Source organism: Actinomyces timonensis DSM 23838 (genome assembly GCF_000295095.1).
Lineage (GTDB): Bacteria > Actinomycetota > Actinomycetes > Actinomycetales > Actinomycetaceae > Actinomyces > Actinomyces timonensis.
The window spans coordinates 478447-494333 of the sequence record NZ_JH806632.1 but is presented as its reverse complement, the minus strand read 5'-3'; the positions used below and the strand labels follow the sequence as shown (position 1 = coordinate 494333).

Genomic DNA, 15887 nt, shown 5'->3' with positions numbered 1-15887 from the left:
ATGGCACGCATCAAGAAGGGCGACCAGGTCATCGTCATCGCGGGCAAGGACAAGGGCAAGACCGGCCGTGTCCTGGAGGTCATCAAGGCCACCGACCGCGTCGTCGTCGAGGGCGTCCAGCGCGTCACCAAGCATGTCAAGGTCGGGCAGTCCGCCCAGGGCGCCCGCACCGGCGGCATCGAGACCGTCGAGGCCCCGATCCACATCTCGAACGTGATGCCCGTGGACCCCCAGACCAAGAAGCGCACTCGCGTCGGCTTCCGCGTCGAGGAGGGCGTCCGGCCCAACGGCCGCAAGCGCACCGTTCGCGTGCGCTACGCCAAGGCGAGCGGGAAGGACCTCTGATGAGCGACAAGATCACCCCCCGTCTCAAGACCAAGTACGCCGAGGAGGTGCTCCCCGCCCTCCGCGATGAGTTCAAGCACTCCAACGTGATGGAGATCGGCCGCATCTCGAAGATCGTCGTCAACATGGGTGTGGGCGAGGCCGCCCACGATTCCAAGATGATCGAGGGCGCCGTCCGCGACCTGGCGGCCATCACCGGCCAGAAGCCCCAGATCACGAAGGCCCGCAAGTCCATCGCGCAGTTCAAGCTGCGCGAGGGCCAGCCGATCGGCGCGCACGCCACGCTGCGCGGCGACCGCATGTGGGAGTTCCTCGACCGCCTCATCTCGATCTCGCTGCCGCGAATCCGCGACTTCCGCGGAATGAGCCCCAAGCAGTTCGACGGCAATGGCAACTACACCTTCGGTCTCACGGAGCAGGCTGTGTTCCACGAGATCGACCAGGACTCGATCGACCGCGTCCGTGGCATGGACATCACCATCGTGACCACGGCCAAGACCGATGAGGAGGCCCGCTCGCTGCTCGCGCGGCTCGGCTTCCCCTTCAAGGAGAAGTGACATGGCGAAGACCGCTCTCATCCAGAAGGCGAACCGGAAGCCGAAGTTCGGTGTTCGTGCCTACACGCGCTGCCAGCGCTGCGGCCGCCCGCACTCCGTGTACCGCAAGTTCGGCCTGTGCCGTATCTGCCTGCGGGAGATGGCCCTTGGTGGCGAGCTCCCCGGCGTGAGCAAGTCCAGCTGGTAAGAACTTACGTCGCAGGTCCGCTGAGGAAACCACGACGAGGAAGGGCCAAGGCCCACTCATGACTATGACAGACCCGATCGCAGACATGCTGACCCGTCTGCGCAATGCAAACAGCGCCTACCACGACACCGTCTCGATGCCGTCGAGCAAGCTCAAGGTCAACATCGCCGCGATGCTGAAGACCGAGGGCTACATCGCCGACTACGAGGTCACGGATGCCGAGGTCGGCAAGACGCTCACGCTGAGCCTCAAGTACGGAGCCAACCGCCAGCGCGCCATCCAGGGCCTCAAGCGGATCTCCAAGCCCGGCCTGCGCGTCTACGCGAAGTCCACGAACCTGCCCAAGGTCCTCGGCGGCCTGGGGGTGGCCATCCTGTCCACCTCCTCCGGCCTCCTGACCGACCGCCAGGCTGAGAACAAGGGCGTCGGCGGGGAAGTCCTCGCCTACGTCTGGTGAGAGAAAGGAACGGAGGAACACCATGTCTCGTATTGGACGACTCCCCGTTCCGGTTCCCGCCGGAGTGGACGTCACCATCAATGGCAACGAGGTGACGGTCAAGGGCCCCAAGGGCACCCTGAGCCGCGTCATCTCGGAGCCCCTGAGCGTGGCCAAGCAGGATGACGGCACGATCCTCGTGACCCGTCCCGACGACGAGCGCCGCTCGCGCTCGCTCCACGGCCTGGCCCGCACGCTCATCAACAACATGGTCATCGGCGTCACCGAGGGCTATGTCAAGAACCTCGAGATCGTCGGAACCGGTTACCGCGTCGCCGCCAAGGGCTCGGCCATCGAGCTCTTCCTCGGCTTCTCTCACACCGTCGTCGTCGAGCCCCCCGAGGGCATCACCTTCACGGTGGACGGCAACCTGAAGATCGCCGTCTCCGGCATCTCCAAGGAGCAGGTCGGCGAGGTCGCCGCGAACATCCGCAAGATCCGCCCGCCGGAGCCCTACAAGGGCAAGGGCGTGCGCTACGCCGGCGAGAACGTGCGCCGCAAGGTCGGAAAGGCTGGTAAGTGACCATGGCTTACTCGATCAAGAGGGGCAAGTCCAAGGCTATTGCCCGCAAGATCCGCCACCAGCGCGTGCGCAAGCACGTCAATGGCACGCCCGAGCGCCCGCGCCTGGTCGTCACCCGCTCCAACCGCCACATGGTCGCCCAGGTCGTCGACGACACCATCGGCCACACGCTGTGCTCCGCCTCGACCCTCGAGGAGGCCTGCAAGGGCGTCGAGGGCCACAAGGTCGGCGCCGCCCACAAGGTCGGCGAGCTCGTGGCCGAGCGCGCCAAGGCCCTGGGCATCGAGGCGGTCGTCTTCGACCGCGGTGGAAACAAGTACCACGGCCGTGTCGCGGCCGTCGCTGACGGCGCCCGCGAGGGCGGCCTGGTGCTCTGAGCACTGAGACGACGAGAAAGCAAAGGAGAATCTGATGGCTGCACCGCAGCGAGACAGGTCCGCGTCGTCCGACGGCTCGGCCCGCAACGACGAGAACCGGGGCGAGAGCCGCGGCCGTCGTGACCGCAACGACCGCCGCGACCGCAACTCCGGCCGCGGCAACGACGACAAGTACATCGAGCGCGTCGTCACCATCAACCGCGTGTCCAAGGTCGTCAAGGGCGGCCGCCGCTTCACCTTCACGGCGCTGGTCGTCGTCGGTGACGGCGAGGGCACGGTCGGCGTCGGCTACGGCAAGGCGAAGGAGGTGCCCGCCGCGATCGCCAAGGCCGTGGAGTTCGCGAAGAAGAACTTCTTCCGCGTCCCGATGATCCGGCGCACCATCCCCCACCTGGTCCAGGGCGAGGACTCCGCCGGAGTCGTCCTCCTGCGCCCGGCGTCCCCCGGTACCGGTGTTATCGCCGGCGGCCCGGTGCGCGCCGTGCTGGACTGCGCCGGTATCCACGACATCCTGTCGAAGTCGCTCGGCTCCTCGAACGCGATCAACATCGTCCACGCGACGGTCGACGCGCTCAAGAGGCTCGAGCAGCCCGAGACGGTTGCCGCCCGCCGTGGCCTGCCCCTGGAGGACGTCGCCCCGCAGTCCATGCTGCGGGCCCGCGCCGAGGGCGAGGCCGAGAAGCGCGCTGAGGCGGAGAAGAAGGAGGCCGAGAAGGCCGCTGAAGGAGTGGAGGCGTGATGGCTGACACCAAGACCGCGAGCACGAAGCAGCTCAAGGTGACCCAGGTCCGCTCCGGCATCGGTGGCACCCACCGCCAGCGCGAGACCCTCAAGTCCCTCGGCCTGCGCAAGATCCGCCAGTCCACTGTTCGCGAGGACACCCCCACCGTTCGCGGCATGATCGCGACGGTGCACCACCTCGTGACCGTTGAGGAGGTCTGAGATGGCAGACACCAAGAAGGCCTCTGAGAAGGCCGCCGAGAACGCCGCTGGGTCCGAGACGGAGAAGGTGCGCGTCGTCAAGCTGCACCACCTCCGCCCCGCCCCGGGCGCCAAGAAGGCCAAGACCCGCGTGGGTCGCGGTGAGGGCTCCAAGGGCAAGACGTCCGGGCGCGGCACCAAGGGCACGAAGGCCCGCTACCAGGTGCGCCCCGGCTTCGAGGGCGGTCAGATGCCTCTGCACATGCGCCTGCCCAAGCTCCGCGGGTTCCGCAACCCGAACCGCGTGGAGTTCCAGCCGGTCAACGTCGGCCGCATCGCCGAGCTGTTCCCCTCCGGTGGGACGGTCACCGTGGCCGACCTCGTGGCCGCTGGCGCTGTGCGCCACGGGCACCTGGTCAAGGTCCTCGGCGGCGGGGACGTCTCCGTCAAGCTGACGGTCAAGGCGGACGCCTGGTCCGCCTCCGCCAAGGAGAAGATCGAGGCCGCTGGCGGCACGATCGAGCTCTCCGAGGACTGATCAGTGAGCTGATCGCTCCAAGCGAGCATGACGAGGCCCCGGTGGGGGCGGACGTGAGGTCCGCTCCACCGGGGCCTCGCCGCGCTGTCGGGCGGGGAAGGTCTCGCGACGACGGCGCGCGGAGCCGCCCGAACCGGCCTCGCCGTGCTGCTCGCCCGGTCTCGCGGTGCTGTTCGCCCGGTCTCGGCCGGAGGGGTGGAGGCGGGGAGGAGCGCGCGTGATATACGCCTTGCCTTCCGAAAGGGTCACGGCCTCGAAGGAGACCCGTGCTCCGGGGTAGTGTGAGCCCGGCGCGCGCCTGCGCGTCCGCCGTCGCGCCCGTGTCCGGGCCATTCGACGCCGATTCCCCGAGCCCACAGGAGACCGCGTGCTCAGCGCCTTCGTCCAGGCATTCAAGACGCCTGACCTGAGGAGGAAGCTCCTCTTCACCCTCGGCATCATGGCCCTGTTCCGCCTGGGCTCGGTCCTGCCGACGCCGGGCGTGAGCCTCAAGAACGTCCAGACCTGCGTGGGCCAGGCCGAGGACGCCAGCCTCCTGAGCCTCATCAACATCTTCTCCGGCGGCGCGCTCCTCCAGCTGAGCGTCTTCGCGCTGGGGATCATGCCCTACATCACGGCCTCCATCATCATCCAGCTCCTGCGCGTGGTCATCCCGCGATTCGAGGAGCTCCACAAGGAGGGCCAGGCCGGCACCGCCAAGCTCACCGAGTACACCCGCTACCTGACGATCGGCCTGGGCGTCCTCCAGTCCGCCACCATCGTCGCCACGGCGGCCAACGGCCAGCTCTTCCCCACCTGCACCGTCCCGGTCATCCCGAACGACAGCCCGGTCAACCTCGCCCTCATGATCGTCACCATGACCGCCGGCACCGGCCTCATCATGTGGCTGGGCGAGCTCATCACGGACCGCGGCATCGGCAACGGCATGTCGCTGCTCATCTTCACCTCGATCGTCGCCCGCTTCCCGCAGAACCTCGGCTCGATCCTCACCGGCAGCGGCGGCGCCTCGAAGTTCTTCATGGTCATCGCCGTCATCCTCGTGGCCACGATCGCCGTCGTCTTCGTCGAGCAGGGCACCCGGCGCATCCCCGTCCAGTACGCCAAGAGGATGATCGGGCGGCGCCAGTACGGCGGCTCCACCACCTACATCCCGATCAAGATCAACACGGCGAACGTCATCCCCGTCATCTTCGCCTCCTCGATCCTGGCCATGCCCCAGCTCGTCTCCCAGTTCTCCCCGAACAGCTCGTGGGCGGCCTGGGTCGGCCAGAACCTGCGCCAGACGGACACGATCTACCTCGTCGCCTACGGCGTCCTCATCCTCTTCTTCACCTTCTTCTACACGGCGATCACCTTCAACGCCGACGAGATCGCGGACAACATGAAGAAGTACGGCGGCTTCATCCCCGGCATCCGCGCGGGCGAGCCCACCGTGAAGTACCTGTCCTACGTCATCAACCGCGTCACCGTCGTCGGCGCGATCTACCTCGTGCTCCTCGCGCTGCTGCCGACCATCGCGGTCATCTGGCTGGGCCTCTCGCAGTCGCTGCCCTTCGGCGGCACGACTATCCTCATCATGGTGGGAGTCGGCCTCCAGACCGTCAAGGAGATCAACTCCCAGCTCCAGCAGCGACACTACGAAGGGTTTCTCTCATGAGCGCACGCATGGTCCTCCTCGGCCCTCCCGGGGCCGGCAAGGGCACGCAGGCCGCCCGCATCTCCGAGCGCCTGTCCATCCCCGCGATCTCCACCGGCGACATCTTCCGCGCCAACGTCGCCGGCGCCACCGAGCTCGGCCTCAAGGCCAAGGAGTACATGGACAAGGGCGAGTACGTCCCCGACTCCGTCACCAACGCGATGGTCGCCGACCGCATCGCCGCCGACGACGCCGCCTCCGGCTTCCTCCTCGACGGCTACCCGCGCACCGAGGCCCAGGTCCACGAGCTCGACGCCATGCTCGCCGCCAAGGGCCTCGCCCTCGACGTCGTCCTGGAGATCACCGCCGACGCCGAGGTCGTCGTCGAGCGCCTCCTCAAGCGCGCCACTGAGCAGAACCGCGCCGACGACACCGAGCCGGTCATCCGCCGCCGCCTTGAGGTCTACGCCGAGCAGACCGAGCCGCTGGCCGCCCTCTACGAGGCCAAGGGTCTCCTCGTGCGCGTCGACGGCATCGGCGACATCGACGAGGTCACCGAGCGCATCATGACGGCGCTCGCCTCCGCGGGCGCCACGGCCTGAGCAAGTCATCCCCAGTGGCGCGGGACCGGCGAGGTCCCGCGCCACTGCTATGAGAGAGGGGGCGCGCGGTGCTGGCGCGCGAGCAGATCGAGATCAAGACACCGGACCAGGTCCGGCTCATGCGGCGGGCGGGCCTCGTCGTCGCCGATATCCACGCCGCCCTGCGCGAGGCCGTTTGCCCGGGCGCGACCACCGCCGAGCTCGACGCCGTCTGCGCCGCGACCATCGAGGCCGCCGGGGCCCACTCGAACTTCCTGGGCTACTACGACTACCCCGCCACCGTGTGCGTCTCGGTCAACGACGAGGTCGTCCACGGCATCCCCGGGCCGCGCGTCTTGGAGGAGGGAGACCTCGTCACCTTCGACTGCGGCGCGTACATCCTCGACGACGACGGCGAGCAGTGGCACGGCGACGCCGCCTTCACCACTGTCGTCGGCGGCGAGTACGCCTCCCAGGCCGACCGCCTCCTGGACACCACCACCCGCCAGGCCCTGTGGGAGGCCATCGCCGCGGTCGCCCGCGCCGCCGCGGGGGAGACGAGCGGGCGCGCCGCCCGGCTCAACGCGATCGGCGACGCCGTCGAGGCCACCGTTGACCGCGCCCTCGCCCAGACGGCCCGCGAGGAGAGCGCCGGCGCCCGCCTCGGCATCCTCCAGGAGTACGTCGGCCACGGCATCGGCACCGCCATGCACCAGGCCCCCGACGTCCTCAACTACTCGATCAAGCGCAAGGGCCCCAAGCTGCGCCCCGGCATGGTGCTGGCCATCGAGCCGATGCTCACCTCCGGCGGCCCCGAGGTCCGCGAGCTCGACGACGGCTGGACCGTCGTCACCCAGGACGGCTCGCGCGCCGCCCAATGGGAGCACACCGTCGCGATCGTCCCCGGGGGAGTGTGGGTGCTCACCGCCCCCGACGGCGGGGAGGAGGGCCTGGCGCCCTTCGGCATCTCGCCCCGCCCCCTGCCCGAGCGCGGCTGAGCGATCCCTTGGCGCCGATGTGGCCGGAAACACCGGCTGGGAGCGCCTTCCCGCATGGTGGCGCGGTATCGAGGTGTCGTATCGTTGGCCCTCGGTGCGCCCACCGCTCCTGATCCGTCCCTCCCGGCCGGGCAGAGGCATGCGCGCCCGACCGGCGGCGTCGTCGCCGGAGAACTCGAGCGAGAGAACCGACGGAGGAACATGGCTAAGAAGGACGGAGTCATCGAGGTCGAGGGATCGGTCGTCGAGGCCCTTCCGAATGCGATGTTCCGGGTGGAGCTGAGCAACGGGCACGTCGTGCTCGCGCACATCTCCGGAAAGATGCGGCAGCACTACATCCGCATCCTCCCCGAGGACCGCGTTGTCGTGGAGATGAGTCCCTACGATCTCCAGCGCGGCCGCATCGTCTATCGGTACAAGTGACAAGTCGGCCCCCGGCCGGCGGAGGACAATCATGAAGGTCAAGCCGAGCGTCAAGAAGATCTGTGACAGCTGCAAGGTGATCCGTCGCCACGGCCGTGTCATGGTCATCTGCGAGAACCCGCGGCACAAGCAGCGCCAGGGCTGAGGCCCCGCGCACCGGCCACGCGAGGCGTGGCCACCATCAGCATCCACCCCAGCGATCAGCGCTGAGCCCGATCGGCCAGCACTGCGCAACCCTCGGTTCCTGGAGGCCGGGGCCGCCCGAAGGAGGCGGGGGAGGTGGGTGACGACCTCCGGGAGCACACAGGAGAACCACCACCGTGGCACGCATTTCCGGCGTCGACCTCCCCCGCGAGAAGCGGGTCGAGGTCGCGCTCACCTACATCTTCGGGATCGGCCGCACCCGTGCGGACGAGACCCTCAAGGCAACGGGCGTCAACCCCGACACCCGCGTCAAGGACCTCACCGAGGAGGAGCTCGTGGCTCTGCGCAGCCACATCGACTCCAGCTACCAGGTGGAGGGCGATCTCCGCCGCGAGGTCCAGGCCGACATCCGTCGCAAGGTCGAGATCGGCTGCTACCAGGGCCTGCGCCACCGCCGTCACCTCCCGGTGCACGGCCAGCGCACCAAGACCAACGCGCGTACCCGCAAGGGCCCCAAGCGCACCGTGGCCGGCAAGAAGAAGGCCAAGTAAGCAGTTGACCCGCGGCCCGGGCGCTGACGCCCGCCGCGCGACCAGATCTTGAGAAGAAGAAGGAAGAATGCCTCCGAAGACCCGCACCGCCGTGCGCAAGCCGCGTCGTAAGGACCGGAAGAACGTCACCCACGGCAACGCCTACATCAAGTCCACCTTCAACAACACCATCGTGTCCCTCACGGACCCGGCTGGCGCCGTCATCGCCTGGGCCTCCTCCGGCCAGGTCGGCTTCAAGGGCTCCCGCAAGTCGACGCCCTACGCCGCCCAGCTCGCCGCCGAGGCCGCCGCGCGCCGCGCCCAGGAGCACGGCATGAAGAAGGTCGACGTCTTCGTCAAGGGCCCCGGCTCCGGTCGCGAGACCGCGATCCGCTCCCTCCAGGCCGCTGGCCTCGAGGTCGGCTCCATCACGGACGTCACCCCCCAGGCCCACAACGGCTGCCGCCCCCCGAAGCGCCGCCGCGTCTGAGACAGCCGGTTCGACGGCGCCCCTGCCCTCCCAAGGGCCACGGGCGCCGTCGGCCCGTACACAGCCCCGCCGCGCGGGGCCGCCGCCCCGGGAGTCCCGGTGCCACGGCGATAACCATGAGGAACGGCGTCATATAGCGGGCGCCGCGACGAAAGGAAACCGACAGTGCTCATCGCACAGCGTCCCACCCTCACGGAGGAGGTCGTCGAGGAGAACCGCCGCGCGCGGTTCATCATCGAGCCCCTCGAGCCCGGCTTCGGCTACACGCTGGGCAACTCCCTGCGCCGCACGCTGCTCTCGTCCATCCCGGGCGCGGCAGTCACCTCCGTGCGCATCGACGGAGTGCCCCACGAGTTCCGCACGATCCCCGGGGTCAAGGAGGATGTCGCCCAGATCATCCTCAACATCAAGGAGATCGTGCTCTCCAGTGAGAACGACGAGCCGGTCGTCATGTACCTGCGCAAGTCCGGCCCGGGCGCCGTCACCGCCGGTGACATCACCCCGCCCGCCGGTGTCGAGGTCCACAACCCCGAGCTGGTCATCGCGACCCTCAACGAGAAGGGGAAGCTGGAGATCGAGCTGACCGTCGAGCGCGGCCGCGGCTATGTCTCCGCCAACCAGAACAAGGACCCGAACGCGGAGATCTCCCGGATCCCGGTCGACTCCATCTACTCGCCGGTCAAGAAGGTCTCCTACTCCGTGGAGGCCACCCGTGTCGAGCAGCGCACCGACTTCGACCGCCTTATCGTCGACGTCGAGACGAAGTCCTCGATCACGCCCCGCGACGCGCTCGCCTCGGCGGGCAAGACCCTCGTCGAGCTCTTCGGCCTGGCTCGCGAGCTCAACGTGGAGGCCGAGGGCATCGAGGTCGGCCTGTCCCCCATGGACCAGGCCCTCCAGCAGGACCTCGCCCTCATGATCGACGAGCTGGACCTCCAGGCGCGCTCCTCCAACGCCCTCAAGCGCGAGGGCATCCACACCGTCGGAGAGCTCGTCTCGCGCAGCGAGGCCGACCTGCTCGACATCCGCAACTTCGGTGCCAAGTCGATCTCCGAGATCAAGGACAAGCTCGCCGAGCTCGGCCTGTCCCTCAAGGGCTCCCCCCTCGACTACCTCGCCGAGGACGACTACACCAACCCCACCTTCAGCGACGAGCAGGCCTGAGCCCCACCTCGTCAAACACTAGGAGACAACAATGCCTCGCCCCACCAAGGGACCCCGCCTGGGCGGCTCCGCCCAGCACGAGCGCCACCTGCTGGCCAACCTCGCCCGGCAGCTCTTCATCCACGAGTCCATCACGACGACGGAGGCCCGCGCCCGCCGCCTGCGCCCCTACGCCGAGAAGCTCATCACCAAGGGCAAGCGCGGGGACCTCCACGCCCGCCGCACCGTGATGAAGAAGATCACGGACAAGTACGCCGTGTACCGCCTCTTCGAGGAGATCGCCCCGAAGATGGAGGGCCGCGACGGCGGCTACACCCGCATCGTCAAGACCGCTCCCCGCAAGGGCGACAACGCCCCCATGGCCGTCATCTCCCTCGTGCTCGAGCCGGTCGCCAAGAAGGCCGTCGTCGAGGACGCGGTCAAGACCGCCAAGTCCGCCGCGAAGAAGGCCGCGCAGGACGCCGTCGCCGAGGCCAAGAGTGACAAGGCCGACGCCGCGAAGGCAGACGCCAAGGACGACGCCAAGCCCGCCGCGAAGGACGCCGGCGAGAAGGCTGAGAAGGTCGCGTTCGCCGGCGCCGTCCGCCTCGACGAGGGCTCCGCGGACGCCCCCGACGACGAGCACCGCATCAAGGGCAACGAGGACTCGATGAAGTACCACGTTCCCGGCTCGCGCTGGTATGACGCCACGGTCGCCGAGGTCTGGTTCGCCACGGTGGAGGAGGCCGAGGCCGCTGGTTTCGCCCCCGCCGGTGGCGCTGCCGCGCAGAAGGTCGACGCCTGAGACACCTGCATGTGATTCACGTCGCATGACGACGGAGGGCTGGGAGCCGGGAGGCTCCCAGCCCTCCGTTATTTCCTTGGAACGGCGGTGACCTGCGGTACCTCAGAACTCTGTGACAGAGATGTGATCTACCAGTTAATCTGTGATGCAGACGAGACATCTGCCTCTGAATCCGTTAGTTTGGGCACGTGGCCGCGCCTCGGGCGCGGTGTGCCCAGATCAGCCATACCAGTCCCATATTCGCATGAGGAGAGTCATGAGACGGTCTTCCGCTCTTGCCGCCGGCGCGCTCGTCGCCGCAGGCGCCTTCGTTCCCGCCGCCGTGAGCACGCAGGCTCAGGCCGCCGATTCCGACAACATCAAGGTGACCGATGTCAAGGTCACCTCCGAGGCCCGCCAGCGCCCGGTCAACGGCGTCGCCGTCGAGGCCTGGGACAAGGTGAGCCTCCAGGCCAAGTGGGAGGCCGACGCCCCCAAGGCCGGCGACTCCTTCACCGTCAAGCTCGGCGAGGGCATGGAGTGGTACGGCTCGCTGGCCTTCAACCTCCTCGACCAGGATGGCTCCGACGTCGGCAACTGCACCTTCACCGTCGGCTCGCAGGACATGACCTGCACCCTGACGGCCGGCGCCGAGAAGTGGGACAAGCTCACCGACGGCACTCTCACCGCGCAGGCCCAGATCAACAACAAGGGCATCGGCCTCAAGAAGAGCACCGTCCAGGTCGGCCCGACCACCGCTCCCATCGTCTTCGGCGACTCCAACGGTGACGGCACCTGCGACACCGGCTGCGACGGCGTCAAGCCCAACTACCCCGAGCCCAACCCCTTCAAGTCCGGCTGGTTCAACGGCATCAACGAGAGCGGCAAGTACGTCTTCATGTGGGAGGTGCGCGCCCAGAACACCGGCGGCGCCCAGAACACCCACTGGGTCGTCAAGGACCCGGGCGCCTCCTACGTCGCCGACTCCGTCGTGTGCACCACCGGCTCTTGGCAGGAGGGCAAGGGCGCGGCCAACGTGAAGGTCGCCCCCGGCTGGCCCCAGGAGCAGATCGAGTTCGACTCCCCGTCCGCTGACGCCATCTGCCGCGTTCGCTTCTACACGATCACCGAGCCCACGAAGGCCGCTCAGGCCAACACCGCCACGGTGAACGACCAGACCTTCTCGCGCAACGGCATCACCGCCACCGAGGCAGGCTCCGGCAACGCCCAGGGCGGCAAGAACGCCACCCCGACGCCGACCCCCTCGACCACTCCGCCGAACAACAGCAACACCCCGCCGACCGCGACCCCCTCCGCCCCGGAGACCATGACGCCGTCGGCCACGCCGTCCACCCCGGCGGAGACCACTCCGGCCCCGATGCCGTCGGCGCCCGAGACCACCTCTCCGGCTCCGGCCCCGTCGGCCCCTGAGACCACCTCTCCGGCTCCGGCTCCGGCCCCGTCGGCCCCTGAGACCACCTCTCCGGCTCCGATGCCGACCGCCCCGGCCACCACCGAGGCCCCGGCCCCCGCTCCGGCTCCCGAGACCACCTCTCCGGCTCCGATGCCGACCGCCCCGGCCACCACCGAGGCCCCGGCCCCCGCTCCGGCTCCCGCCACCACCGAGGCGCCCGCCCCGGCCCCGGCTCCGCAGCAGCCCGGCGCCCAGGCTCCCAAGAGCCCGGCCGCTCCGGCCCCCGCCGCCCCGGCCCCGTCCACCAGCCAGCCCACCTCCAAGCCGTCGCTGGCCAAGACCGGTGCCAGCATCGTGGTCCCGGTGCTCATCGCGGGCGCCGTCATCGGTGGCGGTATCTTCCTGGTTCGTCGCGGTCGCCGCGCCTGATCCTCACCCGGTCCCCGTCGGCGATCGTCACTGAGAGCTGACACGGACTGAGAGAAGGGCCCACCCGGATCATCCGGGTGGGCCCTTCGCGCGCTCGCATCAGGTGGGTGCCCGCGGTTCGGGCACTCTGCGGGCTGGCGTGCGGAGCCCGCCGTCGCGTCGTCCGGGTGCCATACGGCCCCGGCGGCAGTTCCGCCGTCGGGGCCGTGGCAGGGCTGGCCGCCTCAGGGGCGGGCCATGGTCCAGCAGCGCGCCCCGCCGGTCATCCCAGCCTCATTGGGGACCACGACGACGTCGTCGCCCATGCGGGTGAGCTGGAGGGCTGTGATCCTGCGGGAGTTCCCGCCCCCGAGGTAGAGGCGGTCCCACAGGTACATGGGCCGCAGGCCGTCGACGACGCGCCGCACCCTGCGCGACCAGTGCGCGTCGCCCAGGCGGAGGCGCTCGTGCTCGCCGATGTAGTCGTCGTAGGTCAGGCCCCAGCGGACGGGGCCCTGGGAGACCTCGACATGCGGCGCCAGGACGCCGTTGTCGAAGATGGCGTTGCCCAGGCCCGTCCCCAGGGTCACGATCATCTCCAGGCCGTGCCCCGTGACGACACCGGCGCCGGCGACCTCCGCGTCATTGAGGATGAGCGAGGGCAGGCCGAGGTGCTCGGCGATGGCCGAGCCCATGTCGAAGCGGTGCCACGCCTCGACGAGCTCGGGGAGAGGCTTGGAGCGCGGCCCGTCCTTCGTGATGTAGTGGGGGGTGGCCACGACGACGCCGTGGCGGATCATCCCCGGCATCCCCACAGTGACCCGGTCGGCCCGGGGCAGCTGCTCGGCGAGGCCGGCGATCGTCTTCACCAGTTTCATCGGCGGGAGCGGGTAGGGGGTGGGGGTGCGCACGGCGCGCGAGCTGATCGTCCCCTCGGCGTCGAGGACGGAGGCCTTGATGCCGCCGCCCCCGCAGTCGACGGACAGCGTCGTCACAGAGGAGTGACTGGCGCGGCTTGCCTGGCTCGGGGCTCCGGGATTCGTGCTCACGGGGATGACGCTACCGCCAAGCGCGGGCAGGCGCCCCGAGGATGGGCGGGCTGGGGCCGCCAGGCGCTTCGGCGGGGCCCCGCGCCGTGATCGAATAAGGGCATGGAGGAGTTGAACGGCTCGAGGGAGTCGATCGGCGATGGCTCGCTGGTGCGGGTGCGGCTGGACCTGGCCTATGACGGTGCGGGTTTCGCGGGCTGGGCGGCGCAGCCGGGCCTTCGCACCGTTGAGGGAGTGCTCACTGAGGCGCTCGGCACGGTGCTGCGCGCCCCCGTGCGGCTGACCGTGGCCGGGCGGACGGACGCGGGTGTTCACGCTGCGGCGCAGGTGGCCCATGTCGACGTCGCTCAGGAGGCCTGGCGGGCACTGCCGGGCCGCTCGGACCGCGCCCCCGCCCAGGCCCTGCTCACACGCGTCGCCGGGGTCCTCGCGCGCGAGGCCCGCGAGAGCGCTGGTGGCGGGGGAGGGGGGAGTGCGCCGCGGGGGGCGAGCGACGTCGTCGTGCATGGGGTCCGCGAGGCGCCGCAGGGCTTCGACGCGCGGTTCTCCGCCACCGAGCGCGCCTACCGCTACCGGATCGCCGACGGCGGGCCCGCGGCGGGGCTGCGCGACCCGGGGCGGCGGGGGAGCGTGCTGTGGATCCCGGAGGCGCTCGACGTCGATGCCATGCGCCGCGCCGCCGCGCCACTGCTCGGCGAGCACGACTTTCTCGGCTACTGCAAGCCCCGTGAGGGCGCCACGACCATCCGGACGCTCAAGCGCCTGGAATGGTCCCGGGTGCCCGATGGCGCCCCCGGGAGGGAAGGGGCGGATGCGGGCCTCGTCGTGCTCGACGTCGTCGCCGACGCCTTCTGCCACTCGATGGTGCGCTCCCTCGTGGGCGCCTGCATCGCCGTTGGCCAGGGGCGCCGGGAGGAGGACTGGCCCGCGCGGATCCTGCTGAGGGCGAGCCGGGACGCCGCGGCGCCGGTCGCCCCCGCCCATGGCCTCACCCTGGAGCGGGTGGCCTACCCCGCCGACGAGGAGCTCGCGGCCCAGGCCCAGCGCGCCCGCGTCCTGCGCTCCCTCCCGGCGGAGGAGGCAGGGCACTAGCGTGGCAGGATTCACGGCGGGAGCGCGGCCCCTTCTTTTGACCCCCCTGACAAGCGGCCGGTAATGTGGGCAACCGTCGTGCAGCACGCTGAACGCGCAACCGCGGTGCCATCCCACTCGCCCCGGGGCGCGAGTGCTCCGACCACCTCACCTGACCATGGCGGTCTCGTCGAACAGCGACGCTTCAACGCTCGTCGACGTGACCGCTCGCCAAGAGAAACGAAGGCAACGCCCGTGCGCACGTACACACCGAAGCCCGGCGACGTCGAGAAGAACTGGTACGTCATTGACGCCACCGACGTCGTTCTCGGCCGCCTCGCGGCTCAGGCCGCGAACCTGCTCCGTGGGAAGCACAAGCCGCAGTTCACGCCCAACGCCGACTGCGGCGACTACGTCGTCATCATCAACGCCGACAAGGTGGCCCTCACCAACGGCAAGGCCGACCGCAAGTTCGCCTACCGCCACTCCGGCTACCCGGGTGGTCTGACGGCCGTCTCCTACCGCGACCTGCTGGCGACGCGCCCCGAGCGCGCCGTCGAGAAGGCCATCAAGGGCATGGTGCCTCACACCAAGCTCGGCCGCGCCCAGCTCAAGAAGCTCAAGGTGTACGCCGGCCCCGAGCACCCGCACGCCTCGCAGAACCCGCAGGCTTTCGAGATCACCCAGGTCGCCCAGTAAGCGCTCCAGCGCCCGGCACCCCGCGACAAGCAAAGGACACATCGTGGCTGAGACCACTGTCGACATCGACGCGCTGGACGAGGAGAACGCCCCCTCCAGCTACACCACCGAGACCGGCGGCACCTCCGTGGAGGGCCGCGGGCAGTCCATCACCGCCCCCGGGGCGGGCCTTGGCCGCCGCAAGGAGGCCGTCGCCCGCGTCCGCCTCATCCCCGGCACCGGCAACTGGACCATCAACGGCCGCACTCTGGAGGACTACTTCCCCAACAAGCTGCACCAGCAGCTCGTGCGCGCCCCCTTCACGATCCTCGACCTCGAGGGCCGCTTCGACGTCGTCGCCCGCATCCACGGTGGCGGCATCTCCGGCCAGGCCGGTGCCCTGCGCCTGGGCGTCGCCCGCGCCCTCAACGAGATCGACCGCGAGGCCAACCGCCCGGCCCTCAAGAAGGCTGGCTTCCTGACCCGCGACGCCCGCATCGTCGAGCGCAAGAAGGCCGGTCTGCACAAGGCCCGCCGCGCCCCGCAGTACTCCAAGCGCTGATACGGCGTGGGCTGGCCGCCCTGGCCATGCCC

23 protein-coding genes are annotated in these 15887 nt (G+C 69.7%); 22 read left to right on the top strand and 1 reads right to left on the bottom strand.

Annotation, left to right across the window (positions count from 1 at the left end; genetic code table 11):
• The 19 genes from rplX to A1QA_RS0102160 all read left to right on the top strand — a co-directional run bounded on the left by rplX (window position 1) and on the right by A1QA_RS0102160 (window position 12516).
• Entirely contained in the window at window positions 1-345 is a 345-nt protein-coding gene (gene rplX / locus A1QA_RS0102250) for a 50S ribosomal protein L24 (RefSeq protein ID WP_017177310.1), read from the top strand.
• Window positions 345-902 carry a 50S ribosomal protein L5 gene (rplE, locus tag A1QA_RS0102245; RefSeq protein WP_017177309.1) on the top strand — a complete coding sequence of 186 codons (558 nt, stop codon included), beginning with the start codon at window positions 345-347 and terminating at the stop codon, window positions 900-902. Before rplX ends, rplE begins: the two co-directional genes overlap by 1 nt.
• Window position 903: 1 nt before the next feature.
• Window positions 904-1089: a type Z 30S ribosomal protein S14 gene (locus tag A1QA_RS0102240; RefSeq protein WP_017177308.1), complete on the top strand. Its 186-nt coding sequence runs from the start codon at window positions 904-906 to the stop codon at window positions 1087-1089.
• A 58-nt stretch (window positions 1090-1147) separates the two neighbouring features.
• Window positions 1148-1546: a 30S ribosomal protein S8 gene (rpsH, locus tag A1QA_RS0102235; protein ID WP_017177307.1), complete on the top strand. Its 399-nt coding sequence runs from the start codon at window positions 1148-1150 to the stop codon at window positions 1544-1546.
• A gap of 22 nt (window positions 1547-1568) precedes the next feature.
• Window positions 1569-2108, top strand: coding sequence for a 50S ribosomal protein L6 (rplF, locus tag A1QA_RS0102230; RefSeq protein WP_017177306.1), 540 nt, complete (start codon window positions 1569-1571; stop codon window positions 2106-2108).
• Between the two features lie 2 nt (window positions 2109-2110).
• Entirely contained in the window at window positions 2111-2485 is a 375-nt protein-coding gene (gene rplR / locus A1QA_RS0102225; RefSeq protein WP_026048616.1) for a 50S ribosomal protein L18, read from the top strand.
• A 34-nt stretch (window positions 2486-2519) separates the two neighbouring features.
• Window positions 2520-3224, top strand: coding sequence for a 30S ribosomal protein S5 (rpsE, locus tag A1QA_RS0102220; protein ID WP_017177304.1), 705 nt, complete (start codon window positions 2520-2522; stop codon window positions 3222-3224).
• Window positions 3224-3427, top strand: a complete 204-nt coding sequence (rpmD, locus tag A1QA_RS0102215) for a 50S ribosomal protein L30 (RefSeq protein ID WP_017177303.1) — start codon at window positions 3224-3226, stop codon at window positions 3425-3427. The genes rpsE and rpmD overlap by 1 nt, the downstream gene beginning before the upstream one ends.
• A 1-nt stretch (window position 3428) precedes the next feature.
• On the top strand, window positions 3429-3944 hold the full coding sequence (rplO, locus tag A1QA_RS0102210) for a 50S ribosomal protein L15 (protein WP_017177302.1): 516 nt from the start codon (window positions 3429-3431) through the stop codon (window positions 3942-3944).
• 367 nt (window positions 3945-4311) lie between these two features.
• The gene (gene secY, locus A1QA_RS0102205) at window positions 4312-5601 is read left to right on the top strand and encodes a preprotein translocase subunit SecY (protein WP_017177301.1); all 1290 of its coding nucleotides are present in this window, start codon (window positions 4312-4314) and stop codon (window positions 5599-5601) included.
• On the top strand, window positions 5598-6182 hold the full coding sequence (locus tag A1QA_RS0102200) for an adenylate kinase (RefSeq protein WP_208853885.1): 585 nt from the start codon (window positions 5598-5600) through the stop codon (window positions 6180-6182). Before secY ends, A1QA_RS0102200 begins: the two co-directional genes overlap by 4 nt.
• A gap of 68 nt (window positions 6183-6250) precedes the next feature.
• Window positions 6251-7159, top strand: a complete 909-nt coding sequence (gene map, locus A1QA_RS0102195) for a type I methionyl aminopeptidase (protein ID WP_017177299.1) — start codon at window positions 6251-6253, stop codon at window positions 7157-7159.
• A 201-nt stretch (window positions 7160-7360) separates the two neighbouring features.
• Window positions 7361-7582: a translation initiation factor IF-1 gene (infA, locus tag A1QA_RS0102190; protein ID WP_017177298.1), complete on the top strand. Its 222-nt coding sequence runs from the start codon at window positions 7361-7363 to the stop codon at window positions 7580-7582.
• Between the two features lie 31 nt (window positions 7583-7613).
• A complete protein-coding gene (gene rpmJ / locus A1QA_RS0102185) occupies window positions 7614-7727 on the top strand; it encodes a 50S ribosomal protein L36 (RefSeq protein ID WP_003781903.1) in 114 nt (37 codons plus the stop codon).
• Between the two features lie 175 nt (window positions 7728-7902).
• Window positions 7903-8277 carry a 30S ribosomal protein S13 gene (gene rpsM / locus A1QA_RS0102180; protein WP_017177297.1) on the top strand — a complete coding sequence of 125 codons (375 nt, stop codon included), beginning with the start codon at window positions 7903-7905 and terminating at the stop codon, window positions 8275-8277.
• A 67-nt stretch (window positions 8278-8344) separates the two neighbouring features.
• On the top strand, window positions 8345-8746 hold the full coding sequence (gene rpsK / locus A1QA_RS0102175; RefSeq protein WP_017177296.1) for a 30S ribosomal protein S11: 402 nt from the start codon (window positions 8345-8347) through the stop codon (window positions 8744-8746).
• A gap of 165 nt (window positions 8747-8911) precedes the next feature.
• Window positions 8912-9910, top strand: a complete 999-nt coding sequence (locus A1QA_RS0102170) for a DNA-directed RNA polymerase subunit alpha (protein WP_017177295.1) — start codon at window positions 8912-8914, stop codon at window positions 9908-9910.
• 31 nt (window positions 9911-9941) lie between these two features.
• On the top strand, window positions 9942-10694 hold the full coding sequence (gene rplQ / locus A1QA_RS0102165; protein WP_017177294.1) for a 50S ribosomal protein L17, sunset domain variant: 753 nt from the start codon (window positions 9942-9944) through the stop codon (window positions 10692-10694).
• A gap of 256 nt (window positions 10695-10950) precedes the next feature.
• Window positions 10951-12516, top strand: coding sequence for an Ig-like domain-containing protein (locus A1QA_RS0102160; RefSeq protein ID WP_026048614.1), 1566 nt, complete (start codon window positions 10951-10953; stop codon window positions 12514-12516).
• Window positions 12517-12740: 224 nt separating this feature from the next.
• Here the strand turns inward: A1QA_RS0102160 and A1QA_RS0102155 are convergent, their stop codons facing one another.
• Window positions 12741-13490 carry an ROK family protein gene (locus A1QA_RS0102155; RefSeq protein WP_017177293.1) on the bottom strand — a complete coding sequence of 250 codons (750 nt, stop codon included), beginning with the start codon at window positions 13488-13490 and terminating at the stop codon, window positions 12741-12743.
• Window positions 13491-13646: 156 nt separating this feature from the next.
• Between A1QA_RS0102155 and A1QA_RS0102150 the strand changes: the two genes are divergently transcribed.
• The 3 genes from A1QA_RS0102150 (at window position 13647) to rpsI (ending at window position 15855) form a co-directional block, all read left to right on the top strand.
• Window positions 13647-14636, top strand: a complete 990-nt coding sequence (locus tag A1QA_RS0102150) for a tRNA pseudouridine synthase A (protein WP_017177292.1) — start codon at window positions 13647-13649, stop codon at window positions 14634-14636.
• A gap of 234 nt (window positions 14637-14870) precedes the next feature.
• Complete coding sequence (gene rplM, locus A1QA_RS0102145) at window positions 14871-15314, top strand: 50S ribosomal protein L13 (protein WP_017177291.1); 444 nt, start codon at window positions 14871-14873, stop codon at window positions 15312-15314.
• A gap of 43 nt (window positions 15315-15357) precedes the next feature.
• Complete coding sequence (gene rpsI / locus A1QA_RS0102140) at window positions 15358-15855, top strand: 30S ribosomal protein S9 (RefSeq protein WP_017177290.1); 498 nt, start codon at window positions 15358-15360, stop codon at window positions 15853-15855.
• The last annotated feature ends 32 nt before the right edge of the window (window positions 15856-15887 follow it).

Excerpts from the sequence above, each read along its gene's own strand:
- rplF (WP_017177306.1), top strand. The coding sequence starts at position 1,569 with ATGTCTCGTATTGGACGACTCCCCGTTCCGGTTCCCGCCGGAGTGGAC.
- rplQ (WP_017177294.1), top strand. The coding sequence starts at position 9,942 with ATGCCTCGCCCCACCAAGGGACCCCGCCTGGGCGGCTCCGCCCAGCAC.
- rpsE (WP_017177304.1), top strand. The coding sequence starts at position 2,520 with ATGGCTGCACCGCAGCGAGACAGGTCCGCGTCGTCCGACGGCTCGGCC.
- infA (WP_017177298.1), top strand. The coding sequence starts at position 7,361 with ATGGCTAAGAAGGACGGAGTCATCGAGGTCGAGGGATCGGTCGTCGAG.
- rpmD (WP_017177303.1), top strand. The coding sequence starts at position 3,224 with ATGGCTGACACCAAGACCGCGAGCACGAAGCAGCTCAAGGTGACCCAG.
- rpsH (WP_017177307.1), top strand. The coding sequence starts at position 1,148 with ATGACTATGACAGACCCGATCGCAGACATGCTGACCCGTCTGCGCAAT.
- rpsK (WP_017177296.1), top strand. The coding sequence starts at position 8,345 with ATGCCTCCGAAGACCCGCACCGCCGTGCGCAAGCCGCGTCGTAAGGAC.
- rplE (WP_017177309.1), top strand. The coding sequence starts at position 345 with ATGAGCGACAAGATCACCCCCCGTCTCAAGACCAAGTACGCCGAGGAG.
- A1QA_RS0102240 (WP_017177308.1), top strand. The coding sequence starts at position 904 with ATGGCGAAGACCGCTCTCATCCAGAAGGCGAACCGGAAGCCGAAGTTC.
- A1QA_RS0102200 (WP_208853885.1), top strand. The coding sequence starts at position 5,598 with ATGAGCGCACGCATGGTCCTCCTCGGCCCTCCCGGGGCCGGCAAGGGC.
- A1QA_RS0102150 (WP_017177292.1), top strand. The coding sequence starts at position 13,647 with ATGGAGGAGTTGAACGGCTCGAGGGAGTCGATCGGCGATGGCTCGCTG.
- rplX (WP_017177310.1), top strand. The coding sequence starts at position 1 with ATGGCACGCATCAAGAAGGGCGACCAGGTCATCGTCATCGCGGGCAAG.
- rplR (WP_026048616.1), top strand. The coding sequence starts at position 2,111 with ATGGCTTACTCGATCAAGAGGGGCAAGTCCAAGGCTATTGCCCGCAAG.
- rpmJ (WP_003781903.1), top strand. The coding sequence starts at position 7,614 with ATGAAGGTCAAGCCGAGCGTCAAGAAGATCTGTGACAGCTGCAAGGTG.
- A1QA_RS0102160 (WP_026048614.1), top strand. The coding sequence starts at position 10,951 with ATGAGACGGTCTTCCGCTCTTGCCGCCGGCGCGCTCGTCGCCGCAGGC.
- rplO (WP_017177302.1), top strand. The coding sequence starts at position 3,429 with ATGGCAGACACCAAGAAGGCCTCTGAGAAGGCCGCCGAGAACGCCGCT.